The 14,006-nt window shown below is 45.6% G+C and carries 16 protein-coding genes; 2 read left to right on the top strand and 14 right to left on the bottom strand.

What is annotated here, in order from left to right:
* Window positions 1-8 precede the first annotated feature (8 nt).
* Genes HQ39_RS03350 through HQ39_RS03310 form a run of 9 tightly spaced genes read right to left on the bottom strand, consistent with a single transcriptional unit; the run spans window position 9 to window position 7,407 of the window.
* Window positions 9-2,048 carry a tetratricopeptide repeat protein gene (locus HQ39_RS03350; RefSeq protein ID WP_036863727.1) on the bottom strand — a complete coding sequence of 680 codons (2,040 nt, stop codon included), beginning with the start codon at window positions 2,046-2,048 and terminating at the stop codon, window positions 9-11.
* 40 nt (window positions 2,049-2,088) lie between these two features.
* A complete protein-coding gene (gene def, locus HQ39_RS03345) occupies window positions 2,089-2,640 on the bottom strand; it encodes a peptide deformylase (protein ID WP_036863724.1) in 552 nt (183 codons plus the stop codon).
* Window positions 2,641-2,678: 38 nt separating this feature from the next.
* A complete protein-coding gene (gene ruvX, locus HQ39_RS03340) occupies window positions 2,679-3,110 on the bottom strand; it encodes a Holliday junction resolvase RuvX (RefSeq protein ID WP_036863723.1) in 432 nt (143 codons plus the stop codon).
* 11 nt (window positions 3,111-3,121) lie between these two features.
* Window positions 3,122-3,616, bottom strand: a complete 495-nt coding sequence (gene folK / locus HQ39_RS03335) for a 2-amino-4-hydroxy-6-hydroxymethyldihydropteridine diphosphokinase (RefSeq protein WP_036863720.1) — start codon at window positions 3,614-3,616, stop codon at window positions 3,122-3,124.
* A 16-nt stretch (window positions 3,617-3,632) separates the two neighbouring features.
* Entirely contained in the window at window positions 3,633-4,682 is a 1,050-nt protein-coding gene (gene queA, locus HQ39_RS03330) for a tRNA preQ1(34) S-adenosylmethionine ribosyltransferase-isomerase QueA (protein WP_036863718.1), read from the bottom strand.
* Window positions 4,679-5,398, bottom strand: coding sequence for a tRNA pseudouridine(55) synthase TruB (gene truB, locus HQ39_RS03325; RefSeq protein ID WP_036863716.1), 720 nt, complete (start codon window positions 5,396-5,398; stop codon window positions 4,679-4,681). Before truB ends, queA begins: the two co-directional genes overlap by 4 nt.
* Window positions 5,399-5,402: 4 nt before the next feature.
* A complete protein-coding gene (gene uppP, locus HQ39_RS03320; RefSeq protein WP_036863713.1) occupies window positions 5,403-6,239 on the bottom strand; it encodes an undecaprenyl-diphosphatase UppP in 837 nt (278 codons plus the stop codon).
* Window positions 6,232-6,471, bottom strand: coding sequence for a DUF3098 domain-containing protein (locus HQ39_RS03315; RefSeq protein WP_036789084.1), 240 nt, complete (start codon window positions 6,469-6,471; stop codon window positions 6,232-6,234). Before HQ39_RS03315 ends, uppP begins: the two co-directional genes overlap by 8 nt.
* A gap of 54 nt (window positions 6,472-6,525) precedes the next feature.
* Complete coding sequence (locus HQ39_RS03310) at window positions 6,526-7,407, bottom strand: cell division protein FtsX (protein ID WP_036863711.1); 882 nt, start codon at window positions 7,405-7,407, stop codon at window positions 6,526-6,528.
* 198 nt (window positions 7,408-7,605) lie between these two features.
* Between HQ39_RS03310 and HQ39_RS03305 the strand changes: the two genes are divergently transcribed.
* Together HQ39_RS03305 and HQ39_RS03300 are read left to right on the top strand one after the other, a co-directional pair.
* Window positions 7,606-8,748, top strand: a complete 1,143-nt coding sequence (locus HQ39_RS03305; protein ID WP_036863708.1) for a porin — start codon at window positions 7,606-7,608, stop codon at window positions 8,746-8,748.
* Window positions 8,749-8,863: 115 nt separating this feature from the next.
* Window positions 8,864-9,277: a hypothetical protein gene (locus HQ39_RS03300; RefSeq protein WP_152565495.1), complete on the top strand. Its 414-nt coding sequence runs from the start codon at window positions 8,864-8,866 to the stop codon at window positions 9,275-9,277.
* A gap of 769 nt (window positions 9,278-10,046) precedes the next feature.
* On the opposite strand, the gene HQ39_RS03295 is transcribed toward HQ39_RS03300, so the two are convergent.
* The 5 genes from HQ39_RS03295 to HQ39_RS03275 all read right to left on the bottom strand — a co-directional run bounded on the left by HQ39_RS03295 (window position 10,047) and on the right by HQ39_RS03275 (window position 13,976).
* Window positions 10,047-11,063 (bottom strand): FAD:protein FMN transferase, encoded by a 1,017-nt coding sequence (locus tag HQ39_RS03295; RefSeq protein ID WP_036863701.1) that lies wholly within the window; start codon window positions 11,061-11,063, stop codon window positions 10,047-10,049.
* A 15-nt stretch (window positions 11,064-11,078) separates the two neighbouring features.
* Window positions 11,079-12,026, bottom strand: a complete 948-nt coding sequence (locus HQ39_RS03290; protein WP_036789086.1) for a glycosyltransferase family 2 protein — start codon at window positions 12,024-12,026, stop codon at window positions 11,079-11,081.
* A 19-nt stretch (window positions 12,027-12,045) separates the two neighbouring features.
* A complete protein-coding gene (locus HQ39_RS03285; protein WP_036788869.1) occupies window positions 12,046-12,588 on the bottom strand; it encodes a DUF4199 domain-containing protein in 543 nt (180 codons plus the stop codon).
* A gap of 101 nt (window positions 12,589-12,689) precedes the next feature.
* Complete coding sequence (locus HQ39_RS03280; protein ID WP_036788871.1) at window positions 12,690-13,088, bottom strand: DUF1573 domain-containing protein; 399 nt, start codon at window positions 13,086-13,088, stop codon at window positions 12,690-12,692.
* Window positions 13,089-13,220: 132 nt separating this feature from the next.
* A complete protein-coding gene (locus HQ39_RS03275; protein ID WP_036788873.1) occupies window positions 13,221-13,976 on the bottom strand; it encodes a succinate dehydrogenase/fumarate reductase iron-sulfur subunit in 756 nt (251 codons plus the stop codon).
* Between the last annotated feature and the right edge of the window lie 30 nt (window positions 13,977-14,006).

Genomic DNA, 14,006 nt, shown 5'->3' with positions numbered 1-14,006 from the left:
TCTATTTTCTACTGCATTCGTTTGAGAATAGCATACGCTCTGGAGATACCTTTTGAACCGGCCAAACTCATATTTTGTGATCCGGAAAGGATGTCTCCACTCGCGTATTGAGCCAATGCCAGATTGAAAAAGGCTGCGGCAAATGTAGGATCTTTGCGACAAACCTGAGTCAATACTTTTACCGCTTCCTGATATTGCCCTACATGATACAATAGTGTGCCATGGTTATACATGGCTACAAGGCTTTCCTGCCACAATGTCAAGAGCTGTTTGGAATCATTGAACGCTTGTTGAAGATGTGGAGAGTGTTGCCCTGTCTTTAGAGCGGCATCGAGCTTGTTGTAACTACTCTTTCCAAGAAAATCTTTGGTTTTATTCTCCTGTTTGGTTGCCTGATCTGATGTCTGCTCCGATCTGTACGAGAGGTAGTTCCCGGTAGATCTCAAGAGCAGCCAGAGCGGATCTTTGGTATCGTTATAACGAGTGTTGTAGATGGTATTTGCAGAGTCAAAGTCTTTGGTCGTCTCTAAGTCTATCGCCAAAACAAGTGCATCTCTGGCTGTGAGTGTGCTCTGCTTTTGAAGAGAGTCTATTCTTTGCAAGTGCTCTGCAATCATACTTTGAGAAAGAGACGGGGTATAAAGCACAATCTGAGGAGTAATATCCGGATTGAGATTGCTAAGAGCTCGTTCTACTGCCTTGTCTCTAATCCTGATAGGAATGGCATCTGTTTGTAAAAACTCATAGAAAGAGAGTCGGAGAAGCGGTTCGGCATCCAACGAAACCTCTCTGTCTTGAAGCTCTCCACGATTGTTTTCATTGTACAGACTGGTAAAATCTGTAGAAGAAGAGTTGTGGATGAGCATTCTGAACTTCTCTATATTCTGATCCTGTTCGCTTCGAGTAGCGTCCTCATCTTGAGCAGGGGAAGAGGGGAGAGCAGCCCGATTGGTTGCTGCAAGCTGTTGTAGTCTTGTAATCTCACGTATATCTTTCTTGTATCCCGACTCATTGCCCGTAGATTTGTGTGTCTCTGCTCTTGCCATAAGAGCAGGAAGGAATGTGGGATAGCTTTTAAGAATCGCATCAAAGTCGCTTACGGCTCCTTTGTATATTCCCAACTCTTTTCTCAAAAGCCCTCTATTGAATCGTGCAATCTGATCTTTAGGCTCGATAGCCAGTACAACGTCATAATCTTCAATAGCGGCATTCATATCGCCAACCCTCATTCGGAGCTGAGCTCTATTGAATCGAGCCGTACGATCATCGGAGTCTATGGATATGGCTTGTGTGTAGTCTTCGAGTGCTTCTCGGATATTGTGAATCTTGTAGTTGATAATTCCTCTAAGTGTGTATAGCCTCTTGTCTTTATTGTTCAAGGCAAGACCTCCGTTCAGCTCTTTCAATGCTTCCGGGATCTTATTTTTGCTGTAATAGATAGAGGATAAAAGCCTGTAAGGTTCGGAGGATAAAGCATCAAGAGATTTTACCTTTTCCAACAGTGAGATTGCCGTTGTTGTGTCTTGTCTTTCAAGCATCGAGCCACTGTGAATGAAGTAAGTAGGAAGATATTGGGGATAAAACCGCTCAAGTCTTGCAATATCTTTATCCAAAGCGTCGTACTCCTTATTGGTGAGATGAATCAAAGCCGAATTGTGTAACGCACCTTGATGATCGGGATTGTTGTACAATACTTTTTCATAATCCAGAGCAGCGAGAGAATCTTTACCTAAAGCGTGTCTTGAGATACCACGCAAAAAATAGGCATTGTACATGAACTGGTTGCGAAGAAGACAGGAGTCGCAATCGATCTCTGCTCCGATATAGTCTCCCAAAGAGTGTTTGGCGAGTGCACGAAAGAAGTATGGCTCCGCTTTCTCAGGGGATGCGGATATGGCGGAAGAGAAGTAGCGAATAGATAGAAGATAGTCTTTGAAGTGAAGAGCATTACGACCAACAGATAAGGCTTTGTTCGTATCAACTTGAGCTTGAGCAAAGAGTGTTGCTACAATACAGAGTAGCAAGGCTATTCCGACTTTTTTCTTCATGGTATATTCTATCTATTCAACCTCTTATGGAGATTTGGTTCTACTTGTTCACGGTACGATAGTGGCAGTTTACAATACCTTTGGATATCTTCAGAAGCTTATTTTTAATCAGTTGTTTTCTAAGAGGAGATACTCTGTCAGTAAAGAGTGTCTGGGTGATATGATCATGTTCGTGTTGGAAAACACGTGCAGCAAAATCGTTCAATGTTTCCGTTTTTTCTTCAAAATTCTCATCGCGATAGCGAATTTTGACTTGAGTAGGGCGTACAACATTCTCGGAAATACCCGGAATACTGAGGCATCCTTCAGGTAGAGAGACTGTAGTTTCGTTGCTTTCCAATATTTCGGGATTGATAATGACTCTCTTGAAACTTTTGCATTCGGGATAATCTTCCCCTAAAGGGTCTGCATCTATGACAAGAAGCTTTAAGCTTTTTCCTATTTGTGGGGCAGCAAGACCTATTCCATCTGCATGATACATTGTTTCAAACATATCATCGATCAACTTCTTTATGCTATCGTTTATCTCTTCTATGGGAGCCGTCTCCCGGCGTAGTACATCTGTTCCGTAGAGGTAAATAGGTAATATCATTGTGTTTCTATCTGTATTTAAGCTATATAGTCTATCTTTTAATTGTGTATTGTCGGAGATAGGTTGGCTTCCATGTAATCTCGCAGTATGATCACGGCAGCAATCTCGTCTGCAAGACCTTTCTCTCTCCGTTTCATCTTCTTTATACCTCCCTCTATCATACTTCTTTGAGCAATGGTCGTGGTATAACGTTCATCTGCCCAGTCTATAGGGATAGACGGGAAAGCTTTTTTTATTTTCCCTACAAGCGGTTGTATATATCTCATACTCTCAGAGTCCGATCCATCCGCCTGTTTCGGATAACCTATGATAATCTTCTCGACACTCTCTTTGCTTGTGTAATTCTGGAGAAAGGGGAGAAGTTGATTGGTCTCCACATATCCCAATCCATTGGGGATGAGCTTCAGAATATCCGTCACGGCTATTCCGGTTCTCTTCTTTCCGATATCAAGAGCAAGCCATCTTCCCATTAGACGTGATGTTAAGCGTTAAGTGCACGAAATCTGTTCCATAGTTCCTCTATAGTTTTTCCCGTAATCGGATCTACGACATCAGGAGCTATTTCTACTAAAGGAATGAGTACAAAATCTCGTTCTCTAAAGGCAGGATGCGGAATAGAAAGCAGAGGACTCTTGATATTGGTCTTTCCTACAAGGATAATATCTATATCAATGGGTCTGTCTTCATAGGTCTGACCCGATTTTTCTTTGCGTCCCATCTCCTTCTCTATCTCTTTTGCCTTTTTCAGTATCTCTTCAGGAGATAATGGGGTAAGCACTTCTATGGCTGCATTGAGAAAGAGGTGTTCGGAAGAGAATCCCATCGGTTGCGTCTCTATAAAAGAAGAAATCTGCTTGACTTCTCCAATGCGCTCACCAATGAGAGCAATAGCCTCTTTAAGATTAGTCTCTCGCTCCCCAATATTGGAGCCGAGAGCCAAATAACAAGATCTATAAGGAGACAAAGGACAGAGCATCTTGTTCGGGTCTTAATTACAATATGAGCATGGCGTCGCCATAAGCACCAAACTTATATTTCTCCTCTATGGCAACCTTGTAGGCATTCATGATGGTATCGTATCCACCGAAAGCCGCAGTCATCATAAGCAATGAAGATTGGGACATATGGAAGTTTGTGATAAGAGCATCAGCCATGTTGAAGTCGTAAGGAGGGAAGATAAATCTGCTGGTCCAGCCTTCAAACTCCTTTATAAAGCCATCCGTGCTGACACAAGTTTCCAAAGCTTTCAGTGTGCTTGTACCTACGGAAATGACTCTACCTCCTTTTTCTTTGCATTTATTTACGACAGAGGTACATGAAGAAGTAACAGACATTTGCTCCGACCCCATTTTATATTTGGTGAGATCGTCCACATCTATATCTTCATAAGCACACAAACCGCTGTGAAGAGTAAGGTATGCAAAGTGGCAATCTTGAATTTCCAAGCGCTTCATAAGCTCTCTACTAAAGTGAAGTCCTGCAGCAGGAGCCACGACAGCTCCTTCTTCTGTTGCTACTATCGTTTGGTATCTCTCCTCATCATCTTCTTCCGGTTCTCTGTCTATGTATTCCGGTAGTGGAGTTTTACCCAAGCTAAACAGGATTTCCTTAAATTCATCGTGTGTCCCGTCAAAAAGGAAGCGCAATGTACGTCCTCTTGAGGTAGTATTGTCTATCACTTCGGCTACAAGATCTTCATTCTCCCCGAAGTAAAGTTTATTTCCTATCCTTATCTTTCGGGCAGGATCTACCTGTACATCCCATAAGAGCAACTCTTCTTTCAGTTCTCTCAGAAGAAAAACTTTGATCAGAGCCTTTGTTTTATCCTTACTGCCAATGAGACGAGCCGGGAAAACTTTCGTATTGTTCATGACAAAAACATCATTCTTGCCGAAGTACTCGATAAGATCCTTGAACGTTTTGTGCTCTATCTCTCCGCTATCCTTATGCACTACCATCAATCGAGACTCGTCCCTGAAGCGAGCCGGATATTGTGCAATAAATTCATTCGGAATATTGATTACAAACTGGGATAATTTCATTGCTGTATATTTTTTATTGTATTCTCAATGTAGTTACTAAACTCTTCTATTTTTATCGCATTGTCAAGCGTATATTCTCCTACGGATAGGCGTGCCAATTCGGTCAGATGCGCTCCACTATCCAATGCTGTGCCCAAATCCCTTGCCAGAGAGCGTATGTATGTCCCTTTTCCACAGCTGATCTCCAGACTCAGGTAGGGAGGATTAAATCCAAGAACAGATATGTCGTAGATTTCGATTTGCTTTGGCTCAAGCTCTACCTCTTTCCCTTTTCTTGCCAGTTCGTAGGCTCTTTTCCCTTCTATTTTACAGGCACTGAATATGGGAGGTATCTGCTTGATGGATCCTATGAACCGGGGTAATACATCCTCTATTGACTTTCGAGAGATATGCTCCCACGGGTAGGTATTATCCACTTCGGATTCTAAGTCGAAGCTAGGGGTCGTCTCTCCAAATTTTATGGTAGCCCGATAGACTTTCTTTTGAAGCTGGATCTTCTCTATATCTTTTGTGCTCTTTCCTATGCAGAGGACTACCACACCCGAAGCCAAAGGGTCTAAAGTCCCGGCATGACCTACTTTGAGTTTTTTTATGCCAAGTGTTTTGCACAACATCCAACGGCATTTGTTCACAACATCAAAGGAGGTCCATTTCAAAGGCTTATCTATGGCTAAGATTCTACCTGCTTTAAAATATTCTATAACGCTTTCCTGCATCCTGTCAAATCATGAAAGTGATTCCCAAATATACCAACACTCCCACAACGGAGGCAAATAGAATCCGATAGACTCCGAATGCCGCAAAGCCTTTTCTGCTGATGTAGCTGACAAAAAACTTGATCGCCAGCATCGCAACTATGAAGCTGACCACATTGCCTATGATAAGTGTATCGGCATTATCTACAAACACCTGCATCCCGAACTCTTTGTGTAGCTTGTAGGCTTGGAGCAGGGTAGCACCAAACATGGTCGGGACGGCAAGAAAGAAGCTAAACTCTGCCGCACTTTTTTTAGTGAGACCTGAGAAAAGTCCGCCTACTATCGTTGCCATCGAACGTGAGATGCCCGGAAGAAAGATAGCTATGCACTGCCACAGACCAACCAGGAAGGCTTGCTTGTACGACACTTCTTCTCCGCTTTTTCGGAAAGAGATTCTGTCTATGAACAGCATTGCAACACCTCCGATAAAGAGGTTGGCAATGACTACCATTATACTGCCCAGCATCTTATCCACCCAGTCGTTGAATAGAAATCCCAGCACTGCTGCGGGAATGATGCCTACCAATAACTTGAGGTAGAAGTGCCCGACCGATGCAAGCCATGCAGAAGATGTTCGGGCTTTATTGGCCGGAGATATCTGAAAGAATCTTTCCCGATAGAGCACCACTACGGAGAGTATTGCTCCCAGCTGTATCATGACTGTAAAAGCACGGACATAAGCAGTGCTTTCCATTCCCATCAGCCCTTGAGCCACTACCATGTGCCCGGTGCTGGAAACGGGAAGAAACTCTGTGATTCCTTCTATGATCGCAAGAATGAAAGCCTCTATTCTACTCATGCTTTCCCTTGTATAGAATAGCGGCAAGTATGCCTATGTATCCTACTGTACAGAGCATGGGAGCTATGCGTATACGTGTCGTGCTGAACACTTCCGGATTGAAAGACACGCCATCGGGAGAGTCTCCTCCTGCCATAAGGATGTATCCTAAAACCACTAATAGAAGAGATACGACAAGGATGATGAGGTTTGTCTTTCCGTATAGAAAGGGGCGATATTTTTTCTGATCCATATTCATGAACTCATTATAAAGCAAAAAAGAAAATATGTATGTGGAAATCTGCTCTTATATCTTGTACAGCCTGTTTACGTCCATACGGAGGTATTTATTGACTGCAAAGAAAGATGAGATAAGAGCGATAATAAGACCAAATCCAAAGACCGTACCGATAACTATTGCGCCATTGGTAGCGGAGAGGATGGAGGAGAGTACCGGGAACTGTTTGGTGGCATAAAACCAGAGCCAGCCAAGCCCGGCTACAGCTATTGAGGAGGCTATGAGCGCACTTACGATGTTGTATCTGATGAAAGGCCTTCGGATAAAGCCGGGAGTGGCACCCACCAACTTCATTGTATATATACTGAATCGGCGCGAGTATATCACCAGGCGAAGCGTATTGCTTATCAGAAAGAACGAGATGGCAAGCAGCACTATTGCAAAGCCGAAGACAATGTAGCTTGCTGTCTTGATGTTGCTGTTGACCTTCTCGAGCAGATCTTTTTTGTAGCTCAATCTTTCCATAGGGGCATAGCTCCGGATGCCGGCTTCGACCACGGCGAGGCTATCCGCGTTGGCAACATAGTCTCCTTTCACTTTCACCTCCAGAAACGCGTTGAGGGGGTTCCAGCCCAAAAACTCTTCGGGCGACTCTCCCAGCTCTTCGGTCAGCTCTTTCAGCGCATCCTCCTTGGATATGTAAGCCACCTCTTTCACATAAGCCTTGCTCTCCAGGTCTTTTATCATCCGGGCAGCCTCACTTTCGGAGGCATCGGACTTCAGCTCTATCGTAAACGAGACGCTCTCCCGGACGTGATCCTTGAGGCCATAGCCCACGAGGACGAACATGGATATGATTCCGAGTAGGAAGAGTACAAGAGATATGCTTATAATACTTATGATCCGTGCGTGTATGAATCCGGATTTGTGTTTCTGTTGTTTGTCCCTCATCTCTAAAGCTATGATAAGATTATTATGCTCTCATTCACCGGCATACAAAGGTATAAAATTCTCTCTGCCTACACAACGGATGGCTTCGGCTCTCGCAGATGAATAGAGAAGAAAAAGTGTCGGATGAGATGGAATCTCCTTTAATTTCTTACCTTTGTTTCCGCTGAAAATAACTAAACAACTCTTAATACACATTCTATGAAAACAATTATGACAGCCACCTCAGCCCTTCTTTTGGTTGCGTCTCTTTTCTGCGGCACGGCTCATGCGCAGCAGGAGAGAGTCTTGGCAGCATCGGAGGAGTCGCTGGCTGAGCAGATTCATCTGGTAAAGTCGAGGCAGGACAAGTTCAAGCTGTTCCTCAACACACAGGCAGCCCTGAGCAGGACACAGGCGGGGGAGGAAATTCCGAAAGCCGCTTTCGAGGTACGCCAGCTGCGGATAGAAGCCAAAGGACAGATCAATCCGTGGCTCTCTTACCACTGGAGACAGAGACTCAACCGCCACAACGACGGCACCAATACCATAGACAACCTTTCGGCTTCGGTCGACGTCGCCGGGATCGGTCTGGCACTATCGGACAGATGGTCCCTCTTCCTGGGAAGACAAGCCGTGGCATACGGAGGGATAGAGTACGACCTGAACCCGATAGAGGTCTACGAGTATGCCGATATGTTGGAATACCTTCCTGCCTTTCTCACGGGGGCGAAAGTGGCGTACAGCCTCACACCGAACCATCAGTTTCAGCTCCAGGCGGTGAACTCGCGCATCCATTCGTTCGAGAGCAACTATCCGCAGGCCCGTGCCATGGGAGTGGAGGAAGCTATGTTCCCGTTCATCTACTCTCTGAACTGGAACGGAGCCTTCGGCCGACACTTCAAGACCCGTTACAGCGTCTCCTACTCGCCTCAGACAGAAAGACATAACGCCTACGTCGTGGCGCTTGGGCACGAGTTTTCCGTGGGCAACTTCGGAGGGTATTTCGACCTGATGTACTCCTTCGAGGGGCTCAACAGAAAACGCTTCGTTCCCATCAGAGAGAACGAGCACAACCTCTCCTACATCCTCAAGCTGCACTACCGCCTGACCGACCGCTGGAACATCTTCGCAAAAGGTATGTACGAAGGTCAGGGCGAGATCAAGGACAATCGCGAGGCGGGCGACTGGCGCATTTCCATGGGCATCCTCGGCGGCGTGGAGTTTTACCCGAACCGGGACAACAATCTCCGTTTCTTTGCCACCTATGTCGGCAGAACCTCCGAGCGGAAGTTCGAGGCGAAGTCCGATCCTTTCAGACACAGGGTTTCCGTCGGGTTCGTCTATCAGTTGCCGATGTTCTAACGCTCTGATTCCGACTCCTTTCCGGAACAAAAAGTTCCCGGTGCCGCATCCGTTGGCGCCGGGAACTTTTCGTTTTCTCCCCACCCGTTCCTGTGCCGCAACAAGCCGTTCAGGGATGTTTTTCCTGCTTTTTGACCTTAAAAAGTCGCCCACTCCGAGATCCGCTTTAATACACTGCCGTTTGGCTGTCTGCGGGAAGCATGACACCTCCTTGCGGAAGGTACTAAATTTTCGTGGCCAAGAAAAAAAATTTTTGTGGCCAAGAAAAAAAAGTTTTGTGGCCAAGAAAAAAAATTTTTGTGGCCAAGAAAAAAAAGTTTTGTGGCCAAGAAAAAAAAGTTTTGTGGCCAAGAAAAAAAATTTTTGTGGCCAAGAAAAAAAATTTTTGTGGCCAAGAAAAAAAAGTTTTGTGGCCAAGAAAAAAAATTTTCGTGGCCAAGAAAAAAAATTTTCGTGGCCAAGAAAAAAAATTTTCATGGGCATAGAAAAAATTTTTCATGGGCATAGAAAAAAATTTTCATGGGCATAGAAAAAAAATTGTGTAGGCATGAAAGAAAATTTTTGTGGGTACAAAAAGTATTTTCTTTAGCATAAAAAATATATTTACATAGGCATAAAAAAATATTTTCATGCTTATGAAAAGAAGTTTTTGTGCGTTTTAGAGTTTATTTTTATGCTGTAGAAAATAAGTTTTCATCCGAACAGAAAAATTTTTTCGTCAGAACAAAAAATAATTTTTATACGTATAAAAAGAAATTTTTGTCCGAAAGAAAGAGAATTTTTGTCCGAAAGAAAGGGCATTTTTATAGGTAAGGAAAAAAATTTACGTGCGCACGAAAAAAAATTTCTGTGCGCACGAAAAAAAATTCTGTGCGCACGAAAAAAAATTTCTGTGCGCACGAAAAAAAATTTCTGTGCGCACGAAAAAAAATTTCTGTGCGCACGAAAAAAAATTTCTGTACGTACGAAAAAAAATTTCTGTGCGCACGAAAAAAAATTTCTGTGCGCACGAAAAAAAAATTCTGTGCGCACGAAAAAAAAATTCTGTGCGCACGAAAAAAAATTTCTGTGCGCACGAAAAAAAATTTACGTGCGCACGAAAAAAAATTTCTGTGCGCATGAAAAAAAAATTCTGTGCGCACGAAAAAAAATTTACGTGCGCACGAAAAAAAATTTCTGTGCGCACGAAAAAAAATTTCTGTACGTACGAAAAAAATTTCTGTACGTACAAAAAAATATTTGTGTACGTACAGAAATTTCGTTGCCTGCGGATCAGATTTTCCTTTTCGTCCCGGAGGTTATGGGGCTTCTACGGGGGAGAGTCCTTTTGTGTAGGTGGAGATTTTGTTTTCTTCGTCCACGTAGATGAAGAGGACTTCGAGCCGGGGTTGGTCTCGGAGCACTTCGATGGCTCTTTGAAGACCCAAGCCCATGAAGGCTGTCGCCCAAGCATCTGCTTCTATGCAGGTGGGGGCTTTGACGGTGGCGCTCAGGATGTTTTGGTTGGCCGGCATTCCGGTGCCGGCGTCTATGGTGTGGGCTACTTTTTTGCCGTCCACGAAGGTGAAGTTGCGATAGTCGCCGGAGGTGGCGAGTGCGCCTCTGTCGCAAATGGAGAGGATGTACCGGATCTCCTGTATGGTGCTCGTGGAGTCTTCGACGGGGCGGTTGATGCCTACTCGCCAGCAGCTGCCTTGTGCATTTTGTCCGCGGCAGACCAGCTCGCCTCCGAACTCGACCATGTAGTCCGAGACACCGTGGCGTTCGAGCGTGTGCCCGATGAGGTCGGAAAGGTAGCCCTTGGAGAGGGAGACGGCGTGGACGGTGACGCGCGGATCTGCTTTGTGGACAATGGAGTCCTCCCGAATGGAGATCTTGTCGTAGCCGACGTATTGTCGGAGGCTGTCGAGCTGCTCGGGAGTCGGGGCGTGTCGTATTTTTCCTTTGGTGCCGAATCCCCATGCCTCAAAGTAGGGCGAGCCGGTGATGTCGTACACTCCGCCCGTGGCTCGGGATACGGCTTGGGCTGTGAGGATGACGCGCGCAAGAAGGCTGTCTGCGAGATGGGTTTCGTTCCGATTGACCCTGGAAATGAGGCTGAGAGAGTCGAAGTTGTTCAGGCTTTCCCCGAAAGATTTCATGGTGGCCTGTATCTCTTCCATCAGATCTTCCTCGCTCCGGTAGATGATGCGGTAGGTGGTGTGGAATGCCGTGCCGTTCATGGTGATGTAGGGCGCTTTCCGCTTGCCGCAAGAGATGAGCAGCGGCAAGAACGCCATGGCAAGGAGCCGAAGAAGAAGCAGGGTGCGTCTCATGAGAGTGTGGGGTGGTTAGAGGGTTTCTCGTATGTTGTGATGGTTGCGTCCGGGGGAGGTGCGGCACAGAAGTTCGCCCAAAAATCCGGTGAGGAAGAGCTGAACGCCAAGGATAATCCCCGTAAGCGCAAGGTAAAAGTAGGGACGGGAGGTAACCAAGGGCGCAGAGGTGTGGTTCAGAATGGCGATGAGCTTGTCCGCCCCCACCACGCAGAGCGCAATGAAGCTGATGAAGAACATCAGGCTGCCAAGCAACCCGAAGAAGTGCATGGGCTTCTTGCCGAAACGGCCGATGAACCAAAGAACCATCAGATCCAGGTAGCCGTTGACGAAGCGATTGAGCCCAAACTTCGTACTGCCATACTTCCTGGCCCGATGCACGACAACCTTTTCTCCTATCTTGCCGAACCCCGCCTGCTTTGCCATGTAGGGGAGGAAACGGTGCATGTCGTTGTAGACTTCAAGGCTCTTTACCACTTCGTTTTTGTATGCCTTGAGGCCGCAGTTGAAGTCGTGCAGCTTTATCCCCGATACCGCTCTCACCGTGGCGTTGAAGAGCTTGGTCGGCATCGTCTTGGTGAGCGGATCGTAGCGTTTCTTCTTCCAGCCCGAAACGAGATCGTAGCCCTCTTGCGTGATCATCCTGTAAAGCTCCGGAATCTCATCGGGAGAGTCTTGAAGATCGGCGTCCATCGTGATGACAACCCTGCCCTGCGCAAGCTCGAAGCCATGGTGAAGAGCCGGGGACTTGCCGTAGTTCGTGGTGAACCTGATGCCCCTGACACAGTCCGACTTCCGGCGCAGGTTCTTGATGCACTCCCACGATCCGTCCTTGCTGCCATCGTCTATGAAAATGATTTCGTAGGTGAGCCCTTCTCGTTGCATCACTTCAACAATCCAGGAGTAAAGCTCCGGCAGAGACTCCTCCTCGTTGTAAAGAGGAATGACAATGGAGATGTCTATGTTCTGTTGCATGACCATATTATTTGTTCTTCCTGGCAAGCAAGCCTACCACGACACTGAATATGAGACCGAAGAAGAGAGACCAGTTGCACATCGCCAGCATCAGACGGAACGGCGTTATGCTCCGGATGCTTTCGAGCAGTGCCTCTATGCGTTCCCTGTCCTGCCCGGACTTTGTCTGCTCCGCAAGCTGACCGAATGAGTCGTATGCCGCCTCCAATGAGCGTATGAACGTGTCGTCCTGGAATAAGATGCGATAGATAACCATCTGCCCCCCCGCATATATAATGGTGGCAAAGAAGACAAGCAGAATGGTATAACGAGCTGCACGCGAGAAGCTGATACTGCCCTGAAGCTCTGTGTCCCTATACTTGCAAACCAACAGGTAAATAAGCACAGGGTAAAAGAGAAACATCAGTACCATGAAAACCACGGAGATAATGTTCCGGTTGAGAAGAACCCACGAGAGATTCAAAATCATGTAAAGCCCTAAGATCAACCCTTGTTTGAGCGCAAACTGAATAGGACGGGGAGAGGGCTGTGTCGGTGAAGTCTGTTGCATATAAATGAGAAAAGCATACACCTAAGATAACTGCGTATATTAGAGTGTATGCCGTTTGTTATTACACTTACGGACAGAGAGGTTCCTCTATCCTTCTGATTCTATTCTACCACCCCTTTTATTGTAAGTATAAGAGGAGCACCGTCTTTACCATTACTATAAACAGAGACTGTCTTTACGAACGGATAGACACGATTGGTAGGGTCATAAACAACCGTAATGACACTGCTCTTGCCCGGAGCTATCGGCTCCTGACTATACTTGGGAGTAGTGCATCCGCAAGAGGACATCACCTTGGTTATGACCAAAGGAGCCGTTCCCTTATTGATAATGACAAAATCGTGCTTGACGTTGCCATCTTTCTCTTTGATCTTACCAAAGTCGTGAGTAGGCGACGGAGCTTCTATGATGGCTCTTTTAGTCTCTTGTGCAGATACGGTCTGAGAGCCTACAAACAGTGTCAAGACAGCTATGATTAAATAGAAAAGATTTTTGTTCATAATCCTAATTGTTTTTTTGTGATACAATAAGTTTTATCACTCTCAACACGGGCAAAGATATGAATAATTCTACTATATACAAAAAAGCACGACCTTGAGGGATCGTGCTTTCTCGTATATATGTATATGGTATCAGTCCTTAAACTTTGCCTTGATAAACTCTCTGTTAAGACGAGCAATATTGCTGATGGATACGTTCTTCGGACACTCCATTTCGCATGCACGAGTATTGGTACAATTACCAAATCCAAGTTCATCCATTTTTGCTACCATCGCTTTTGCACGTCTGTTGGCTTCCACCTTACCTTGAGGCAGGAGCGCAAACTGGCTTACCTTGGCAGAGACAAACAGCATGGCAGAACCATTCTTACACGCAGCAACGCAAGCACCGCAACCGATGCAAGAAGCAGCGTCCATAGCCAAGTCGGCATTCTTCTTAGGGATAGGAATGCAGTTGGCATCAGGAATACCTCCTGTATTGACCGATACGAAACCTCCAGCTTGCATAATCTTATCAAATGCAGTACGATCCACAGTAAGGTCTCTAATGACCGGGAAACCTGCAGAGCGCCAAGGCTCAATGGTGATAGTGTCTCCTTCTTCAAACTTACGCATGTGAAGCTGGCAAGTGGTAATCTCAGAATCGGGTCCATGTGGATGACCATTGATATATAGAGAACACATACCGCAGATACCTTCGCGGCAGTCATGATCAAAAGCTACCGGGGTTTGTCCTTCGCTGATAAGCTTTTCGTTGAGTATATCCAACATCTCCAAGAATGAACTTCCTTGGGAGATATTTTTAAGTTCGACAGTTTCGAAATACCCTTTGGTCTTGGCATTCTTCTGTCTCCAAACTTTTACTTTTATATTGATGTTCTTATCCATTGTTCATAAATAGTTAAAAGGGTTAGAATA

Source organism: Porphyromonas sp. COT-108 OH2963 (assembly GCF_000768895.1).
Lineage (GTDB): Bacteria > Bacteroidota > Bacteroidia > Bacteroidales > Porphyromonadaceae > Porphyromonas_A > Porphyromonas_A canoris.
The sequence above is the reverse complement of the archived record's forward strand: the minus strand, read 5'-3'. Positions and strand labels throughout refer to the sequence as shown.

Coding starts and splice junctions, on each gene's coding strand:
- HQ39_RS03350 (WP_036863727.1), bottom strand. CDS start 2,048: ATGAAGAAAAAAGTCGGAATAGCCTTGCTACTCTGTATTGTAGCAACA.
- def (WP_036863724.1), bottom strand. CDS start 2,640: ATGATATTACCTATTTACCTCTACGGAACAGATGTACTACGCCGGGAG.
- ruvX (WP_036863723.1), bottom strand. CDS start 3,110: ATGGGAAGATGGCTTGCTCTTGATATCGGAAAGAAGAGAACCGGAATA.
- folK (WP_036863720.1), bottom strand. CDS start 3,616: ATGCTCTGTCCTTTGTCTCCTTATAGATCTTGTTATTTGGCTCTCGGC.
- queA (WP_036863718.1), bottom strand. CDS start 4,682: ATGAAATTATCCCAGTTTGTAATCAATATTCCGAATGAATTTATTGCA.
- truB (WP_036863716.1), bottom strand. CDS start 5,398: ATGCAGGAAAGCGTTATAGAATATTTTAAAGCAGGTAGAATCTTAGCC.
- uppP (WP_036863713.1), bottom strand. CDS start 6,239: ATGAGTAGAATAGAGGCTTTCATTCTTGCGATCATAGAAGGAATCACA.
- HQ39_RS03315 (WP_036789084.1), bottom strand. CDS start 6,471: ATGGATCAGAAAAAATATCGCCCCTTTCTATACGGAAAGACAAACCTC.
- HQ39_RS03310 (WP_036863711.1), bottom strand. CDS start 7,407: ATGAGGGACAAACAACAGAAACACAAATCCGGATTCATACACGCACGG.
- HQ39_RS03305 (WP_036863708.1), top strand. CDS start 7,606: ATGAAAACAATTATGACAGCCACCTCAGCCCTTCTTTTGGTTGCGTCT.
- HQ39_RS03300 (WP_152565495.1), top strand. CDS start 8,864: ATGTTTTTCCTGCTTTTTGACCTTAAAAAGTCGCCCACTCCGAGATCC.
- HQ39_RS03295 (WP_036863701.1), bottom strand. CDS start 11,063: ATGAGACGCACCCTGCTTCTTCTTCGGCTCCTTGCCATGGCGTTCTTG.
- HQ39_RS03285 (WP_036788869.1), bottom strand. CDS start 12,588: ATGCAACAGACTTCACCGACACAGCCCTCTCCCCGTCCTATTCAGTTT.
- HQ39_RS03280 (WP_036788871.1), bottom strand. CDS start 13,088: ATGAACAAAAATCTTTTCTATTTAATCATAGCTGTCTTGACACTGTTT.
- HQ39_RS03275 (WP_036788873.1), bottom strand. CDS start 13,976: ATGGATAAGAACATCAATATAAAAGTAAAAGTTTGGAGACAGAAGAAT.